This window comes from Murinocardiopsis flavida, from assembly GCF_003014485.1.
In the GTDB taxonomy this organism is placed as follows: Bacteria; Actinomycetota; Actinomycetes; order Streptosporangiales; family Streptosporangiaceae; genus Murinocardiopsis; species Murinocardiopsis flavida.
This window is the reverse complement of the sequence record NZ_PYGA01000010.1, coordinates 156,499-171,643: the sequence shown is the minus strand read 5'-3', so window position 1 is coordinate 171,643 and position 15,145 is coordinate 156,499. Positions and strand designations below refer to the sequence as shown.

Annotated in this window: 13 protein-coding genes and 1 riboswitch; of the genes, 12 read left to right on the top strand and 1 reads right to left on the bottom strand. The window is 76.2% G+C overall.

The annotated features are described in order from the left end of the window. Positions 1 to 50: 50 nt before the first annotated feature. On the bottom strand, positions 51 to 2,129 hold the full coding sequence (locus tag CLV63_RS15530; RefSeq protein WP_106583801.1) for a primosomal protein N': 2,079 nt from the start codon (positions 2,127 to 2,129) through the stop codon (positions 51 to 53). A 416-nt stretch (positions 2,130 to 2,545) separates the two neighbouring features. Between CLV63_RS15530 and CLV63_RS15525 the strand changes: the two genes are divergently transcribed. The 12 genes from CLV63_RS15525 to CLV63_RS15470 all read left to right on the top strand — a co-directional run bounded on the left by CLV63_RS15525 (position 2,546) and on the right by CLV63_RS15470 (position 15,072). After that, entirely contained in the window at positions 2,546 to 3,856 is a 1,311-nt protein-coding gene (locus tag CLV63_RS15525; protein WP_106583736.1) for a hypothetical protein, read from the top strand. A gap of 191 nt (positions 3,857 to 4,047) precedes the next feature. Further along, the gene (gene fmt, locus CLV63_RS15520) at positions 4,048 to 4,980 is read left to right on the top strand and encodes a methionyl-tRNA formyltransferase (protein ID WP_106583735.1); all 933 of its coding nucleotides are present in this window, start codon (positions 4,048 to 4,050) and stop codon (positions 4,978 to 4,980) included. A 234-nt stretch (positions 4,981 to 5,214) separates the two neighbouring features. Beyond that, the gene (locus CLV63_RS15515) at positions 5,215 to 6,648 is read left to right on the top strand and encodes an RsmB/NOP family class I SAM-dependent RNA methyltransferase (RefSeq protein ID WP_106583734.1); all 1,434 of its coding nucleotides are present in this window, start codon (positions 5,215 to 5,217) and stop codon (positions 6,646 to 6,648) included. 62 nt (positions 6,649 to 6,710) lie between these two features. Then, positions 6,711 to 7,376, top strand: coding sequence for a ribulose-phosphate 3-epimerase (rpe, locus tag CLV63_RS15510; protein ID WP_106583733.1), 666 nt, complete (start codon positions 6,711 to 6,713; stop codon positions 7,374 to 7,376). 143 nt (positions 7,377 to 7,519) lie between these two features. Continuing rightward, positions 7,520 to 7,650, top strand: a riboswitch (FMN riboswitch). 120 nt (positions 7,651 to 7,770) lie between these two features. Beyond that, positions 7,771 to 8,403, top strand: a complete 633-nt coding sequence (locus CLV63_RS15505; protein ID WP_106583732.1) for a riboflavin synthase — start codon at positions 7,771 to 7,773, stop codon at positions 8,401 to 8,403. Further along, positions 8,403 to 9,059: a nicotinamide riboside transporter PnuC gene (gene pnuC, locus CLV63_RS15500; protein WP_106583731.1), complete on the top strand. Its 657-nt coding sequence runs from the start codon at positions 8,403 to 8,405 to the stop codon at positions 9,057 to 9,059. The genes CLV63_RS15505 and pnuC overlap by 1 nt, the downstream gene beginning before the upstream one ends. After that, the gene (gene ribA, locus CLV63_RS15495) at positions 9,056 to 10,366 is read left to right on the top strand and encodes a GTP cyclohydrolase II (protein ID WP_106583730.1); all 1,311 of its coding nucleotides are present in this window, start codon (positions 9,056 to 9,058) and stop codon (positions 10,364 to 10,366) included. Before pnuC ends, ribA begins: the two co-directional genes overlap by 4 nt. 43 nt (positions 10,367 to 10,409) lie before the next feature. Next, entirely contained in the window at positions 10,410 to 10,904 is a 495-nt protein-coding gene (gene ribH, locus CLV63_RS15490) for a 6,7-dimethyl-8-ribityllumazine synthase (RefSeq protein ID WP_106583729.1), read from the top strand. A 34-nt stretch (positions 10,905 to 10,938) separates the two neighbouring features. Continuing rightward, positions 10,939 to 11,433, top strand: coding sequence for a PH domain-containing protein (locus CLV63_RS15485; protein WP_394339780.1), 495 nt, complete (start codon positions 10,939 to 10,941; stop codon positions 11,431 to 11,433). Between the two features lie 403 nt (positions 11,434 to 11,836). Continuing rightward, positions 11,837 to 12,781, top strand: coding sequence for an AAA family ATPase (locus tag CLV63_RS15480; RefSeq protein ID WP_245928843.1), 945 nt, complete (start codon positions 11,837 to 11,839; stop codon positions 12,779 to 12,781). A gap of 10 nt (positions 12,782 to 12,791) precedes the next feature. Then, positions 12,792 to 13,955: a vWA domain-containing protein gene (locus CLV63_RS15475; protein WP_245928839.1), complete on the top strand. Its 1,164-nt coding sequence runs from the start codon at positions 12,792 to 12,794 to the stop codon at positions 13,953 to 13,955. Then, on the top strand, positions 13,948 to 15,072 hold the full coding sequence (locus CLV63_RS15470) for an XdhC family protein (protein ID WP_106583728.1): 1,125 nt from the start codon (positions 13,948 to 13,950) through the stop codon (positions 15,070 to 15,072). Before CLV63_RS15475 ends, CLV63_RS15470 begins: the two co-directional genes overlap by 8 nt. Positions 15,073 to 15,145 lie beyond the last annotated feature (73 nt).

The following is a 15,145-nucleotide window of genomic DNA, read 5'->3' as shown; positions in this document are numbered from 1 at the left end:
TGGTCGAGGGGCCGGCGGCCCCGGGACAGCCACACCCTACGGCGGCGGGCTCACATGAGCGCCGTGGGGTCGACCCGCACCTGGGCGAGGTGCTCCTGCCTGCGCGCGGTGCGGGCCACCGCGGCGGCCTTCAGCGCGGCGGTGAGCGCGCGGGCGTCGCCCCGGGGCACCCGCAGCAGCGCCCGCTCGGTCCCCTCGGTACCCGTGCCGTGGACCGGAACCGGGCCGAGGACCTCGGCCGACCCGGGCAGCTCCACGCCCGCCACCAGCTCGTTCACCTGGGCGGGGGCGCCGGTGACCGAGGCCATGGTCACCGCGGGCGGGAAGCCCAGCGCGCGGCGGTCGGCGAGCTCGCGCTCGGCGAAACCGGCGGGGTCCCAGCGGATCAGCGCCTGGGTCGCCGGCAGCGCGGGATCGGCGAGGACGACGACCTGGCCGCCGTCCTCGGCCGGGCGCACGAGCGCGGCGGCGGTGAACCAGCGGCGCAGCGCCTCCTCGGCGGCGCGCAGGTCGGCGCGGCCCAGCAGCGCCCACCCGTCGAGGAGCAGCGCTGCGGCGTACCCGCCGGCGGCGGCCGGTTCGGCCCCCGGGGTCGCGACGACCAGCGCGGGGCGGTCGCCCACCTCGGTGAGGACCTCCTCGCGCCCCGACGTGCGCACCGGCACCGAGGGGAACGCGCGGCCCAGCTCCTCGGCGGTGCGGCGGGCGCCGACCACGTTCGCGCGCATGCGCCCGTGGTCGCACCCGGCGCACCGCCAGTCCCCGCTGAGGCGCCCGCACCAGCGGCAGTACGGCATGGCGTGCGCACTGCGCAGCGCGAGCGGGCCCTGGCAGGCGGCGCACCGGGCGGGGGCGCGGCACCGCGCGCAGGCGAGGGAGTCGAGGTAGCCGCGGCGCGGGACCTGGACGAGGACGGGGCCGGTCAGCGCGGCCTCGCGGGCGACCCGCAGCGCGAGGCTCGGCAGCCGGGCGGAGCGGGCGGCTTCGTCGCGGGCGAGCTCGGCGTCGTCGCCGGCCGCCCGCACCCGCGGGGCGCGGCGGCGCAGCACGGCGCGGTCGGCGGTGATGGGCCGCGCCCAGGACGACTCGACCAGCAGCGCGGCGTCGGTGGTGCGGGTGAAGCCGCCGATGAGCGCCGCCGCGCCGGCCCGGTGCGCGCGCATGGCGAGGACGGTGCGGGCGTGCGGGTAGGGGGCGTGCGGGTCGGCGTGGACGTCGTCGCCGTCGTCCCACAGCACGACCAGGCCGAGGTCGCGCACCGGCGCGAACATCGCGGCCCGGGTGCCCACCGCGGCCTTGACGTCGCCGCGCACCACGGCGAGGAAGCGGCGGTAGCGCTCGGTCGGCCCGAGCCCCGCGGTGAGGGCGACGTGCCGTCCCGCGCCCAGGCGCGCCAGCAGGGCGGCGTCGATGGCGGCGGCGTCGCGGCCGTCGGGGACGACGATCAGGGCGCCCCGCCCCGCGTCGAGCGCGGCGGCGGCCGCGGCGGCGACGGCATCGGTCCAGGAGCGGCCGGGCAGCGCCGCCCAGACGGCGCGGGGGGAGCCGCCGCCGCGCAGCGCCGCGATGAACGCGGGGCCGTCGGGGTACTCGTCCCACGGGTCGGGGTCGGGGTCGGGATCGGGGTCGGCGGGCGGGTCGGCGGATGGAGCGGCCGCCGGCTCGGCGCCGGGGTCGGGTGCCGCCCGCTCCTCCTTCTCCACCCGCGCGTGCCGGGGCGGGACCGCGAGGCGCAGCACGTCGCTGAGGGTCCCGGCGTAGCGGTCGGCCACCGCGCGGGCGAGCGCGGCGACCTCGGGGGTCAGCACCGGCTCGGCGGAGACGACCTGCTTCAGGTAGGCGATCCGCCCGTCGAAGTCGGATTCGGCGACCCGCTCGATGAGGAAGCCGTCGAGGCTCTGCCCGCTGAACGAGACCCGCACCCGGCAGCCGGGTACCGCGTCGGCGTCCATGGTGTCGGGCACGACGTAGTCGAACAGCCGGTCGAGGTGCGGCAGCGGGGTGTCGACCGCCACCCGGGCGATGGGCAGCGACGCGGCGGGGGAGCGCGGCTTGGGCGACTTGCGCCGCGCGGCCGCCTTGGCGCCCGGCAGGTCGAACAGCGCGTCGTCCCCGGGGGCCGGGGTCATCGGGCCGCCGGCCCGGGGCGGGGGCGCGCCGCGCCCGGCTCCGCGCGCAGGGACGCGCCGAGTCGCGCGGACCTCACCTGTGCTCTCCTTCCCCTCGCCGCCGACCGCGGCGGGCACTGCGCGGCGCCGCCGGGGTAGGGCGGACACCTAGGGAGTGTCGTGGACGGGCCTGTCGGGGCCGCGAGCCCGGAACGGCTTTCCCACCACGACCCAGGTCTACCAGAGGGCGGGGACGGGGCCGGATCGCCGCGGGCGGCGCGGCGGCCCCGCTGACCGGGCGCGCCTCGGCGCGGCGCAACGGAAAAGGCGGGAAATCGCGCATTCCGCCCGCGCGGCACCGCGATCCGTGTCACGCTGTTTGATAGGGGACGCACGACGTGGCACGCGGCACCGAAGGACGAGAGGCACCCGACACCATGGCTGTGGACCACCTGGGAGACGGCGGCGCCGCGGCCCGGTTCGCGCCCGCCGAATGGCGGCCGTCCGACGGCACCGGCGCGGTGCACCGACTGGTCGACGCGGCCGTGGACGCCGCGCCCCGGTCCGGTACCGCCCCTCCCGCGCTGCGCCCGGTGCGGCTGCCCGGCGAACCCGAGCTCGCCGGTGCGGCGCGCGACTCCGGGGTCCTCGCCGACCTGGTCGACCTCGCCGCCCGGGTGCGCGACTCCGACAGGGCCGGGCCCCCGGTGTCCGTGGCGTCCGGCATCTGGGCGCTGGCCTACGCCTCCGGTGTGCTGCGCACCCGCCGCGGTCCCGACGGCATGACCCGCGACGAGGCCGCCGACCTCGGCGACACCGACGCGGCGGTGCTCCAGCACTGGCTCGGTGTGCACGTCGCCATCACCGAGCTCGCCGAGTACCCCGCCGACATCGAGGGTGAGGGGCGTACCGTCGCCGAGCGGGTCCTCGCGGCGCTGCTGTTCGGCCTCTACCAGGGCGACTCCCCGGCGCAGGTCGAGCCAGAGGTGGCGCGGCTGGCCGTCGAGGTCCTGGAGGAGGGCGACACCCCCGTTCACGAGCACACCCGGCTGCGCGCGGTCGTGGAGTCCGCCGTCCACGGCGCGCTCGCCCAGCTCGCCCACCACAGGTCGCTCACTCTGCACCGCGGCGGGCGGATCGAACTCACCCCGCTGGGCCGGTGGGCCGTGAACCGCGAACTCAACGGCGCGGGGATCAGCGCGCCCGTGCTCGGCGGCTACGCCAACGCCTCCCCGGCGGCGCTGCTCGACGCGGTGGCGGCCTACCCCGAGAACGAGCGCTTCGCCGAGTTCCGCGCGTGGCTGGGGCGCCGGTCGCAGCACGACGCGGCGGCCGCCCTGCTCACGGCCGCGGGCGCGGGCGGGTTCGCGCGCCGGGGCGCGGCGGCCGACCTGCTGCGCCTCCTCGGCCCCGCTGCCGAGCCCGCGGTGCGCGCCGGCCTGGCCGACCCCCTGATGTGGCGCCACTGCTGCGCCTGGCTCACCGACCGCGGCCTGCCGCCGGGGCGGCCGCTGGCAGACGCCGACCTGGGGTGGCTGCTGATCGACCAGCTCCTCGCCGCGGCCGGCCGCCACGGGCCGCAGGACTTCATCCGCCGCGTGGACCGGCTGCTCACCCGCCGCGACATCGACCTGATCGTGGGCCTCCCGAACGGCGCGCACCCCGAGCGGCGGCACGCCCTGCGCCTCGTCGCCGACTTCCACCCCGACCCCCGCGCCGCCGAGGCGGCCCGCACCGCCCTCGCCTGACCGCACCCGCCGGGCGGGCGGCCCCGCCGGGCTACCGGGTGGTGGGGCCGGGTCGGCTGCTGCCGCCTCCGGAGGCAGCGGCGCGGCGGCCCGGGCCGGGAAAGCGGGCGCGGGGCGGGCGGTCGGCACCTAAACTGTCACGGGCCCGGGAGGGCCGTCGCGGGGTCGGGAACGAATGCTGGGGGCGCGTCATGAAGTTGGTCTTCGCCGGAACACCCGGGGCGGCGGTTCCCTCGCTGCGGGTGCTGCTCGACTCCGGGCACGACGTCGCCGCGGTCGTCACCCGGCCCGACGCAACGGCGGGACGCGGGCGCAAGGTCGCTGCGAGCCCGGTCGCCGAGGTCGCCGCCGAGGCCGGGGTCCGGGTGCTCAAGCCGGAGAAGGCCGACGACCCGGTGTTCCTCGACGAACTGCGCGCCATCGCCCCCGACTGCTGCCCCGTGGTGGCCTACGGCGCGCTGCTCCGCCAGGACGCCCTCGACGTCCCGCCGAAGGGGTGGGTCAACCTGCACTTCTCGCTGCTCCCGGCCTGGCGCGGCGCCGCACCGGTGCAGCACGCCGTCCTGCACGGCGACGACGTCACCGGCGCCGCGACGTTCCAGATCGAGGCGGGGCTCGACTCCGGCCCGGTGTTCGGCATGCTCACCGAGCCCATCGGGCCGCACGACACCAGCGGCGACCTCCTGGAGCGGCTCTCCCGCTCCGGCGCCGACCTCCTGGCCCGCACCCTCGACGGCATCGACGCGGGGACGCTCGCCGCCCGCCCGCAGGAGTCCGACGGGATGTCGTACGCGCCCAAGCTCACCCCCGCCGACTCCGAGGTCGACTTCCACACCCCCGCCATGCGGGTGGACCGCCTGGTGCGGGCCTGCACGCCCGCGCCGGGGGCCTGGACCACGTTCCGCGGCGCCCGGGTCAAGCTGGGGCCGGTGGTCCCCGCGCCGGAGGCCCCGGCGCTGCCCCCGGGGCGGCTGTCGGTCGCCAAGCACGAGGTGCTGGTGGGCACGGCGACCACGCCGGTGCGCCTCGGTGCGGTTCAGCCCCAGGGCAAGCGCAGCATGGACGCCCCGGAGTGGGCGCGCGGCGTCCGCCCCGGCGACGACGAGCGCCTGGGCGGCGACTGATCTCCCGTCCGCTGCCGTGCGGTTCTCCGGGCGCCGCCCGTCGGACCCGCGCGGTGCGGTTTCCCGGCCCGACCCGCCGGCCCCGCCGTGCGATCTCCGCGAAGCCGCGCAGCGGGGGTCGGCAAACCCTCTAACCTCGGCAGCAGGCGTTCCCGCAGCGGTCGGGTGCGTCGCCCGTCCACTGCCGCCGCGCCCGGTAACCCGTCCCGCCCACCTGCTGAAGGCTGATCCTCCGTGTCCGAACGCTCCCGCTCCCCCTACCGCTCTCCGCGCCGCGGACCCAGCGGGCCGCCGCCGGGCCCCAAGGACCCGGCCCGGCGGATCGCCTACGACGTCCTGCGCGCCGTCGAGGAGCGCGACGCCTACGCGAACCTGCTGCTGCCGTCGATGCTGCGGGAACGGGGTGTGAGCGGCCGCGACGCCGCGCTCGCCACGGAGCTCACCTACGGGACGCTGCGCCGGCAGGGGACCTACGACGCCATCCTGGACGCCTGCGTGGACCGCTCCCTGAAGTCGGTCGACAGCGAGGTCGTGCCGGTGCTGCGGCTGGGCGCGCACCAGCTGCTGTCGACCGGCATCCCGCCGCACGCCGCGGTGAGCGCGACGGTCGACATCGCGCGGCGGGTGGTCGGGCACCACAGGGCGCGCTTCGCGAACGCCGTCCTGCGCAAGGTCAGCGCCCGCGACGCGGACGAATGGCTCGCCATCGTGGCACCCGCCCGCGAGGCCGACCCCGTGGGGCACGCGGCGGTGGTGCACAGCCACCCGCGCTGGGTGGTCCGGGCGCTCGCCGAGGCGCTGGGGGAGGACCCGGGCGGCGGGCTCGCGGACACCACCGCCCTGCTGGCCGCGCACAACGAGCGACCGCGGGTGACGCTGGTCGCCAAGCCGGGCCGAGCATCGGTCGCCGACCTGGTCGAGGCGGGGGCCGAGCGGGCACGCTACTCGCCCTACGGCGCGCACCTGCCCGAGGGCGACCCCGCTGGGCTGCGCGAGGTCCGCCAGCGCCGCGCCGCCGTGCAGGACGAGGCCAGCCAGCTCGTCGCGCTCGCCCTCACCCGCGTCCCGGTCGAAGGGGCCGACTCCCGCTGGCTCGACATGTGCGCCGGACCGGGCGGCAAGGCCGCGCTGCTCGCCGGGGTCGCCGGGCAGAACGGCGCCCGGCTGCTGGCGGCCGAAGTGCAGCCCACCAGGGCGCGGCTCGTCGCGGGGGCGGTCGAGCGGTCGGTGCGCGACTCCGCGCGCACCGTCGTCGCCGACTCCACCCGGCCGGCGTGGCGTCCCGGCGCGTTCGACCGGGTGCTGCTCGACGCGCCGTGCACCGGACTGGGGGCGCTGCGCCGCCGCCCCGAGTCGCGTTGGCGGCGCACGCCCGAGACCGCGGCGGCGCTCGCCCCGATGCAGCGGGATCTGCTCGACCGGGCGCTCGACGCCGCCCGCCCGGGCGGGGTCGTGGCATATGTCACCTGCTCGCCGTACCTGCCCGAGACCTCCGGGCTGGTCGGCGAGGTCCTCGCGGGCCGCGACGACGTCGAGGTGCTGCGCGCCGCCGACACCCTGCCCGAGGTCCCCGACCTCGCAGCGGGCCCCGAGGGGAGGTTCGTCCAGTTCTGGCCGCACCGCCACGGCACCGACGCGATGTTCCTCGCGCTGCTGCGCAAGCGCTGACACGCGTGCCGCCGGGAGGCTGACCAGCACGGGCGCGGGGCGGCCGTTCTACACTGCGGACCGTGGCCCAACAGATCTCTCCCAGCATCCTCGCCGCCGACTTCGCGCACCTCGCCGACGAAGCCGCCGCGGTCGCCGACACGGCCGACTGGCTGCACGTCGACGTCATGGACAACCATTTCGTGCCCAACCTCACCCTCGGCCTGCCCATCGTCGCGGCGCTGCACAAGTCCGCCGCGCTGCCGCTGGACTGCCACCTGATGATCGAGGACCCCGACCGCTGGGCGCCGGGCTACGCCGAGGCGGGCGCCGGCAGCGTCACGATCCACGCCGAAGCGGCCCGCTCGCCGGTGCGGACCCTGCGGGAGATCCGCGCCCAGGGCGCCCGCGCGGGGCTCGCGCTGAACCCGGCGACCCCCGTCGAGGGCTACACCGACCTCATCGGCGAGGTCGACATGCTGCTGCTGATGACCGTCGAACCGGGGTTCGGCGGGCAGAAGTTCCTCGACATGGTGCTGCCCAAGATCCGCCGCACCCGCGCCCTCATCGACGGCAGCGGGGTGTCGGTGCGCTTGCAGGTCGACGGCGGGGTGAGCGCCGAGACCATCGAGCGCTGCGCCGAGGCCGGCGCCGACGTGTTCGTCGCGGGCTCCTCGGTCTACGGCGCCGAGAACCCCGCCGCCGCCGTCACCGCCCTCCGCGCCCAGGCCGAGGCCGCCGCCCGGTGAAGGGCTCCCTCGATCGCGGGCGGACCGGCCCTGTAAGTGAGCAGCTGAGGATCCGGCCCCGGCCCTGGCCGGTCCGGATCGGGATACCCCGCTCTGATCGGGAACACGGGCGGGTGGCACACTGTTCGAGTAGAAGTACACGCACGCGTGCTCCGGGGTCGGTGAAAGTCCGAACCGGCGGTGACAGTCCGCGACCCGGCCGAATCCATCGGCCGGTTGAACCGGTGGAATTCCGGTACCGACGGTGAAAGTCCGGATGGGAGGCAGCGCGCGTGGGACCGGTGGGCCCTCGTGCAAGGGGGCCGTCCGCGGCGCCGCGCCGTCCCGGCCCCTACGGCAGATTGCTGCACACGTGTAACCCCGGAGCCATACCTGTCAAGGGATGGCTCTTTCAATGTTCACCGGGATCATCGAGGAACTCGGCGCGGTCGTCGCGATCACGCCCGTCGGGGCCGACGCGGGCGACGCCGCCCGGCTCACCGTCCACGCACCCGCTGTCAGCGCCGAGGTCCGCCACGGCGACTCCGTCGCCGTCAACGGCGTCTGCCTGACCGTCACCGACGCAGCGGACGGCGACTTCAGCGCCGACGTCATGCGCGAGACCCTGCACCGCTCCGCGCTCGGCGCGCTGACCGCCGGCGCCCCGGTCAACCTCGAACAGGCGGTGCGCGCCGCCGACCGGCTGGGCGGGCACATCGTCCAGGGCCACGCCGACGGCACGGCGACCCTGCTGGAGCGCACGCCCGGAACGGCCTGGGACGAGGTGCGCATCTCGCTGCCCGCCGCGCTGGCGCGCTACGTCGCCGAGAAGGGCTCCATCGCCGTCGACGGGGTGAGCCTCACCGTCACCGACGTCGCCGACGCCGCGGACGCCGCCGACGGCTCCTTCGGCATCGGCCTCATCCCCACCACCCTCAAGGCGACGACGCTGGGCACCAAGCAGGTCGGCGACCCCGTCAACCTGGAGGTCGACGTGATCGCCAAGTACGTCGAGCGGCTGACCGGCGCCCCCACCGGGGCCCTGTGATGGGCGGCGCGGGCGTGTGGTGGCTGGAATGGGCCAACGCCGGGTTCACCCTGTTCGGCGAGAACATCCGGTGGGCCGACCTCATCGGCAACCTCGCGGCGCTGGGCACCGTCGCGCTGGCGGTGCGGCGCAGCCTGTGGACCTGGCCGGTCCAGCTGACCGGCTCGGTGCTGCTGTTCGCGGTGTCCATCGACGCCGGCCTCACCGGAAACGCCCTGAAGCAGGTCATGTTCCTCGCGCTGGTGGCCTACGGCTGGTACCGCTGGATCAAGGGCACCCGCGACGGTGCTGCGCTGCCCGTGCGACCGGCGACCCCGCGCGAGCGCGCCCTGCTCGCCGGGCTGCTGCTGGGCGGCACCGTCGCCATGGCGCTGCTGTTCGACTACACGGGCATGTCGTGGGCGCCGTGGCCCGACGCGTTCATCTTCGTCGGCAGCGCGGTCGCCACGTTCGGGCAGTCCCGCGCCCTGGTCGACTTCTGGTTCGTGTGGATCGTGGTGGACCTCGTGGGCGTGCCGCTGGCGTTCATGGCGGGCCTGTGGGTCACCGGCGCGGTCTACGCGGTGTTCTTCGTTCTCGCGATCATCGGCATCCGCGACTGGATGCGCCAATACCGTGCCATGGACGCGGCACGGATCCCGGAGGTGCGCACATGACGGACACCAACCCCGACGCCATCGTCCTGGACGACGTCGGCGACGCGGTCGCCGCCATCGCCGCGGGACGGCCGGTCATCGTGGTCGACGACGAGGACCGCGAGAACGAGGGCGACATCATCTTCGCCGCCGAGGCGGCGACGCCGGAGCTGCTCGCGTTCACCATCCGCCACACGTCGGGCGTCGTGTGCGTGCCGCTGCCCGGCGCCGACTGCGACCGGCTCGGCCTGCCGCCGATGGTGGAGCGCAACGAGGAGAGCCTGCGCACCGCCTACACGGTGACGGTCGACGCCCGCGACGGCGTCTCCACCGGCATCTCCGCCGCCGACCGGGCGCACACCGTCCGGCTCCTCGCCGCCCCGGCCACCGCGGCGGCGGACTTCGTGCGGCCCGGCCACGTGCTGCCGCTGCGCGCCCGGCCCGGCGGGGTGTTGGAGCGCCGCGGGCACACCGAGGCCGCCATCGACCTCGCCCGCCTCGCGGGGCTGCGCCCGGCCGGGGTCCTCGCCGAGGTCGTCAACGACGACGGCACGATGGCGCGGCTGCCCGAGCTGCGCGCGTTCGCCGACACCCACGGGCTGTGCCTGGTCTCGATCGAGGCGCTCGCGCAGCGGCTCGCGGCGCCCGCGCCGGAGCCCGCGCCCGGCCCCGTTCCCGCCCCGGAACCCGCACCCGCGCCCGTCCTCGTCCCGGAGCCCGCGCCGGTGGAGCGGGTCGTCGAGACGACCCTGCCCAACGGGTACGGGCGGTGGCGCGCCGTCGGTTACCGGGAGCGCGCGAACGGCGCCGAGCACCTCGCCCTGGTCTTCGGCGACCTCGGCGACGGCACCGACGTCCTCGTCCGGCTGCACTCCGAGTGCCTGACCGGCGACGCGTTCGGGTCGCGGCGCTGCGACTGCGGCAGCCAACTCGACGCGGCCATGGCGGCGATCGCCGAGGAGGGCCGCGGCGTCGTGGTGTACCTGCGCGGGCACGAGGGGCGCGGCATCGGCCTGCTGCACAAGCTGCGCGCCTACCAGTTGCAGGACGCCGGGGCCGACACCGTCGACGCCAACCTCCGGCTGGGCCTGCCCGCCGATGCGCGCGACTTCACCGCGGGCGCGGCGGTCCTCGCGGACCTGGGGGTCGGTTCGCTCCGGCTCCTCAGCAATAATCCCGGGAAGGCGACCGACATCGCGCGCGGCGGCATCGCCGTCACCGAGCGGGTCGCCATGCCCGCCGCAGTCACACCCGACAACCTGCACTACCTCCAGACCAAGCGGGACCGCATGGGGCACGACCTGCCCGGGGTCGCCGTCCTGACATGACCGCCGCCCGCCCCGCACCGAACCGTGAACGGACACAGCACCCATGAGTGGAACCGGACGCCCCGAACCGCGCACCGTCGACGCGGCGGACCTCACCCTGGGGATCGTCGCCACCCGGTGGAACGCCGAGATCGTCGACTCCCTGCTGGAACGCGCCCTGGCCATGGCGGCCGACTGCGGGGTCGCCGAGCCCACCGTGGTCCGCGTCGCCGGGGCCGTGGAACTCCCCGTCGTGGCGCAGGAACTGGCCCGCAACCACCACGCCGTCGTGGCACTGGGCGCGGTCATCCGGGGCGGCACCCCGCACTTCGAGTACGTGTGCCAGTCCCTCACCGCGGGCCTGACCGAGGTGGCCCTGCGCGAGTCCAGCCCCGTTGCCAACGGCGTTCTCACCTGTGACACCCTTGAGCAGGCGCGCGCCCGGTCCGGCCTGCCCGGCAGCACCGAGGACAAGGGGGCCGAGGCGGTGTACGCCGCCCTCGACACCGCACTCGTCCTGGCGCGCATCCGCGACTCCGGCAATCTGCGCGTGTCGTGAGCCGCGGCCGACCGACCCGGGAGGATGGCGAGAAGTGCCGAAGAGCGAGGGCGTCGTGGACGACGGAGTGGACGACCGTGCAACCCCCCGTCCGACGACCGTGTGGCGGCCGCGGACGCTCCGCTACGTCGCCTGGGGCCTCGCCGCGGTCCTGATGGGCGCCATGCTGGTGCTCGCGGTGATCCTGCCCCCCGAGTGGAAGGCGCAGGACCGCGCGTCCATGGTGCTGTTCGGCGTGGTCGGCGTCGCCGTGCTCGGCGTGCTCGCGCGGCCCAAGGTGATCGCCGCCGAGGGGCGGGTCACCGTGGTCAACTGCATCCGCACCTACGTACTGGAGTGGGCCGAGATCATCGACGTGCGGATGCCCGTGGGCGAGCCGTGGCCGACGATCGACCTCGCCGACGGCACCACGGTGGGCGCCATGGGCATCCAGAGCAACGACGGCAAGCTCGCCGCGGCGCAGCTCGCCGCGTTCCGCGCGATGGTGCACGAGCGGGGCGAGGCCGAGGAGCCGCCGCGCGCCACCTGACCGCGCCGCGGCCGCCGGAATTCGCGGCGCGCGCACCGCGCCGCGAGAATTCGGCCCCGAATTCGAAACCCGGCGGGTGTTGTCGGCGTCATACCGGTTATGGACACGAAGACTCGGCAGCAGCGGCGCCACCGCGGCGTCGACCGGGTCGCCCTGCTCGTCTGGACGATCCTGGTCGTCATCGCGCTGTACGCGCTCATCGTCAACTAATCCGGCAAACCCCCGATACCGGCACGGCCGCCATGCGGCCCGCACCGACCGCCGCGCGGCTCCGCGAAGCCGCGCGGCGGCGGCATGCGCGACCATGGTGGGTATGTACGCGGCCACGAGGACCGCACCGGATCTTCGGAGGTTCCGGGCCCTCCTCGTCGGGCCGCGCACGCGTAGCCTGCATGTGACGACGATGGGGGGCATCGGCACCATGAGCGGCGCCATCGGGGCGGTCGAGACCGCCGCCACACCGGACGAGCTGAGCACCCTGCTCGACGGGCACGACTACCTCGCCGACGACGGCGCGGCCACCGCGTGCTTCCTCGCCCTGCGGATGCGTCGCCCCCTGTTCCTCGAAGGCGACGCCGGTGTCGGCAAGACCGAACTCGCCAAGGCGGTGGCGGCCGTACTCGGCGGGCCGCTGATCCGCTTGCAGTGCTACGAGGGGATCGACTCCGCGCAGGCGCTCTACGACTGGGACCACCCGCGGCAGCTGCTGCACCTGCGCGCCGCGCAGGCCGCCGGTGCCGCGGGCGTCGCCGAACTGGAGGCGGGGCTGTACGACCGCCGGTTCCTGCTGGCCCGCCCGCTGCTCACCGCGCTGGAGGGCGGCGGGGCGGCGCGCAGCGTCCTGCTCATCGACGAGATCGACCGCGCCGACGACGAGTTCGAGGCGTTCCTGCTGGAGTTCCTCTCCGACTTCGCCATCTCCATCCCCGAGGTGGGCACGGTGCGCGCCGAGGTGCCACCGGTCGTGGTTCTCACGTCCAACCGCACGCGCGAGGTCCACGACGCGCTCAAGCGCCGCTGCCTCTACCACTGGATGCCGCACCCGGGGTTCGACCGCGAGGTCGCCATCATCCGCCGCCGCGTCCCCGACGCCACCGAGCATCTGGTCCGCGCCGTGGCAGCGGCGGCCCAGCGGCTGCGCGACCCCGCGTCGGGAGGTGTCGACCTGCTCAAACCGCCCGGTGTCGCCGAGACCATCGACTGGACCGCCGCGCTGCTCGCGATCGGCGCCCGCGACGTCGACCCCGACACCGCCGCCCGCACGCTCGGCGCCCTGGTGAAGCACCACGAGGACCACGAGGCCGTGCGCGGCTCCCTCGCCGCGCTGTTCAACGGGCACCGGGGCTGAGGCGGCGCCGATGGCGGGCACGGCGGGGCGCGACGCGACGGAGACGATGCTGGGCTTCGTCCGTTCCCTGCGCGCCGCCGGGGTCCCCGCGGGGACGGGCAGCGGGCAGGCGTTCCTGCGCGCGCTGCGCGACCTCGACCCCGCCGACCCCGCGTCGGTCTACTGGGCGGGCCGCCTCACGCTCTGCTCCGCGCGCGCCGACCTGCCCCGCTACGACGCGTGCTTCGCCCTGTACTTCGGCGGGCCGCCGCCGCGCCCCGGCCGGCGCGGCGCGCCCGTCCCTGCCGCGCGCCCCGCGCAGTGGCCCGCTGATGGCGGCGACGCCGGCGGCGACCCCGACCTGCTCGGCGCGGCCGCCGACACCGAGGTCCTGCGCTCCCGCGACATCGCGGCCCTGAGCGCCGAGGAGCGCGCCGAGGTCGCCCGGCTGCTGTCGCTCATCAGCGTGCGCCGCCCCTACCGGCGGACCCGGCGCACCCGGCCGGCGCACCGCGGCCGGCTGGACCTCTCCCGCACGGTGCGCGCCACCCTGCGGCAGGGCGGCGAGGCGTTCCACCTGCCGCGCAGGCGCCGGGTGGCGCGGCCGCGCCGCGTCGTGCTGCTGGTCGACGTCAGCGGCTCCATGGAGCCCTACGCCGACGCCCTGCTGCGGCTCGCCCACGCCGTGGTGCGCGGGCATCCCGGGCAGACCGAGGTGTTCAGCGCCGGGACCCGGCTCACCCGCGTCACCAGGGAACTCGCCCGGCGCGACGCCGACGCCGCGCTGCGGGCGGCGGGCGCCGCCATTCCCGACTGGAGCGGCGGCACCCGGCTGGGCGCCGAACTCAAGGAGTTCCTCGACCTGCACGGGCAGCGCGGCATGGCGCGCGGCGCCCTCGTGGTCGTGGCGTCCGACGGCTGGGAGCGCGGCGACTGCGCCCTGCTCGGCGCGCAGATGGCGCGCCTGCACCGGCTCGCGTACCGGGTGGTGTGGGTCAACCCGCACAAGGCCCAGCCCGGGTTCCAGCCCATCACGGGCGGGATGCGGGCCGCGCTGCCGCACATCGACGACTTCGTGTCCGGGCACAGCCTGGGCGCGCTGGAGGACCTGGCCACCGTCATCGGCGGCACCGGACCCCGGGGCCGACCGGCGCCGCGGCGAGTACCCACCGAAAGGGGAGGATCCCGTGCGTGACATCCGCACCGGCGTCGCCGGTCTGTACCGCAGCGGCGAGACGTTCGCGATCGCGACCGTCATCGACACCTACCACAGTGCGCCGCGCGAGGCCGGCGCCGCCATGGCCGTCAGCGCCTCGGGCGAGGTCATCGGCAGCGTGTCCGGCGGGTGCGTCGAAGGCGCCGTCTACGAACTGGCCCAGGAGGTCATCGGCACCGGCACGGCCGTGCGCGAGACCTACGGGGTGAGCGACGACGACGCCTTCGCGGTCGGCCTGACCTGCGGCGGCACCCTGCACATCCTCGTGGAGCCCGTCGACCCGACCACGCACCCGGACCTGGGCGAGGTCATCGCCGATGTCGACGCGCACCGGCCGGTCGCCGTCGCCACCGTCGCCTCGGGCCCGCACCTGGGCCGCCGCGCGGTCATCCGGCCCGACCGCGCCGACGGCGACCTCGGGGGCGAGCGGCTGAACCAGGCGGTCGCCGACGACGCGCGCGGCATGCTCGCCCAAGGCCGCACCGGCATCCTGCGCTACGGCGCCGACGGCCAGCGGCGCGGCGACGAGCTGGAGGTGTTCGTCCAGTCCTTCGCGCCGGCGCCCCGCATGCTGGTGTTCGGCGCCATCGACTTCGCCGCAGCGGTGGCCGACGTCGGCGCCTACCTCGGCTACCGGGTGACCGTGTGCGACGCCCGCCCGGTGTTCGCCACGGCCAAGCGCTTCCCCAAAGCCGACGAGGTGGTGGTGAAGTGGCCGCACGTGTTCCTCGCCGAGGTCGCGCCGGAGGTCGACGAGCGGACCGCGATCTGCGTCCTCACCCACGACCCGAAGTTCGACGTGCCCGTGCTCAAGGCCGCGCTCGCGACCCCGGCCGGCTACATCGGCGCCATGGGGAGCCGCCGCACCCACGACGACCGCATGGCGCGGCTGCGCGAGTCGGGGGTCTCCGAGGACCGGCTGGCGCGGCTGCGCTCGCCCATCGGCCTGGACCTGGGGGCGCGCACGCCCGAGGAGACCGCGGTGTCCATCGCCGCCGAGCTGATCCAGACCCGGTGGGGCGGCACGGGCCGCCCGCTGCACGAGACGGACGGCCGGATCCACTCCGAGCCGCTGGGGATGAGCCTGACCCGCTGAATTCGGCCGTGCGCTGCACGGCGTTTCGGGTGCGCACCATTGCACCGGATCGCACTCCGGTACTGACAGCGCC

What these genes read in the sequence shown, in the direction of transcription:
- CLV63_RS15530 (WP_106583801.1), bottom strand. Translation starts at nt 2,129, where the DNA reads ATGACCCCGGCCCCCGGGGACGACGCGCTGTTCGACCTGCCGGGCGCC.
- CLV63_RS15525 (WP_106583736.1), top strand. Translation starts at nt 2,546, where the DNA reads ATGGCTGTGGACCACCTGGGAGACGGCGGCGCCGCGGCCCGGTTCGCG.
- fmt (WP_106583735.1), top strand. Translation starts at nt 4,048, where the DNA reads ATGAAGTTGGTCTTCGCCGGAACACCCGGGGCGGCGGTTCCCTCGCTG.
- CLV63_RS15505 (WP_106583732.1), top strand. Translation starts at nt 7,771, where the DNA reads ATGTTCACCGGGATCATCGAGGAACTCGGCGCGGTCGTCGCGATCACG.
- pnuC (WP_106583731.1), top strand. Translation starts at nt 8,403, where the DNA reads ATGGGCGGCGCGGGCGTGTGGTGGCTGGAATGGGCCAACGCCGGGTTC.
- ribA (WP_106583730.1), top strand. Translation starts at nt 9,056, where the DNA reads ATGACGGACACCAACCCCGACGCCATCGTCCTGGACGACGTCGGCGAC.
- ribH (WP_106583729.1), top strand. Translation starts at nt 10,410, where the DNA reads ATGAGTGGAACCGGACGCCCCGAACCGCGCACCGTCGACGCGGCGGAC.
- CLV63_RS15480 (WP_245928843.1), top strand. Translation starts at nt 11,837, where the DNA reads ATGGGGGGCATCGGCACCATGAGCGGCGCCATCGGGGCGGTCGAGACC.
- CLV63_RS15475 (WP_245928839.1), top strand. Translation starts at nt 12,792, where the DNA reads ATGGCGGGCACGGCGGGGCGCGACGCGACGGAGACGATGCTGGGCTTC.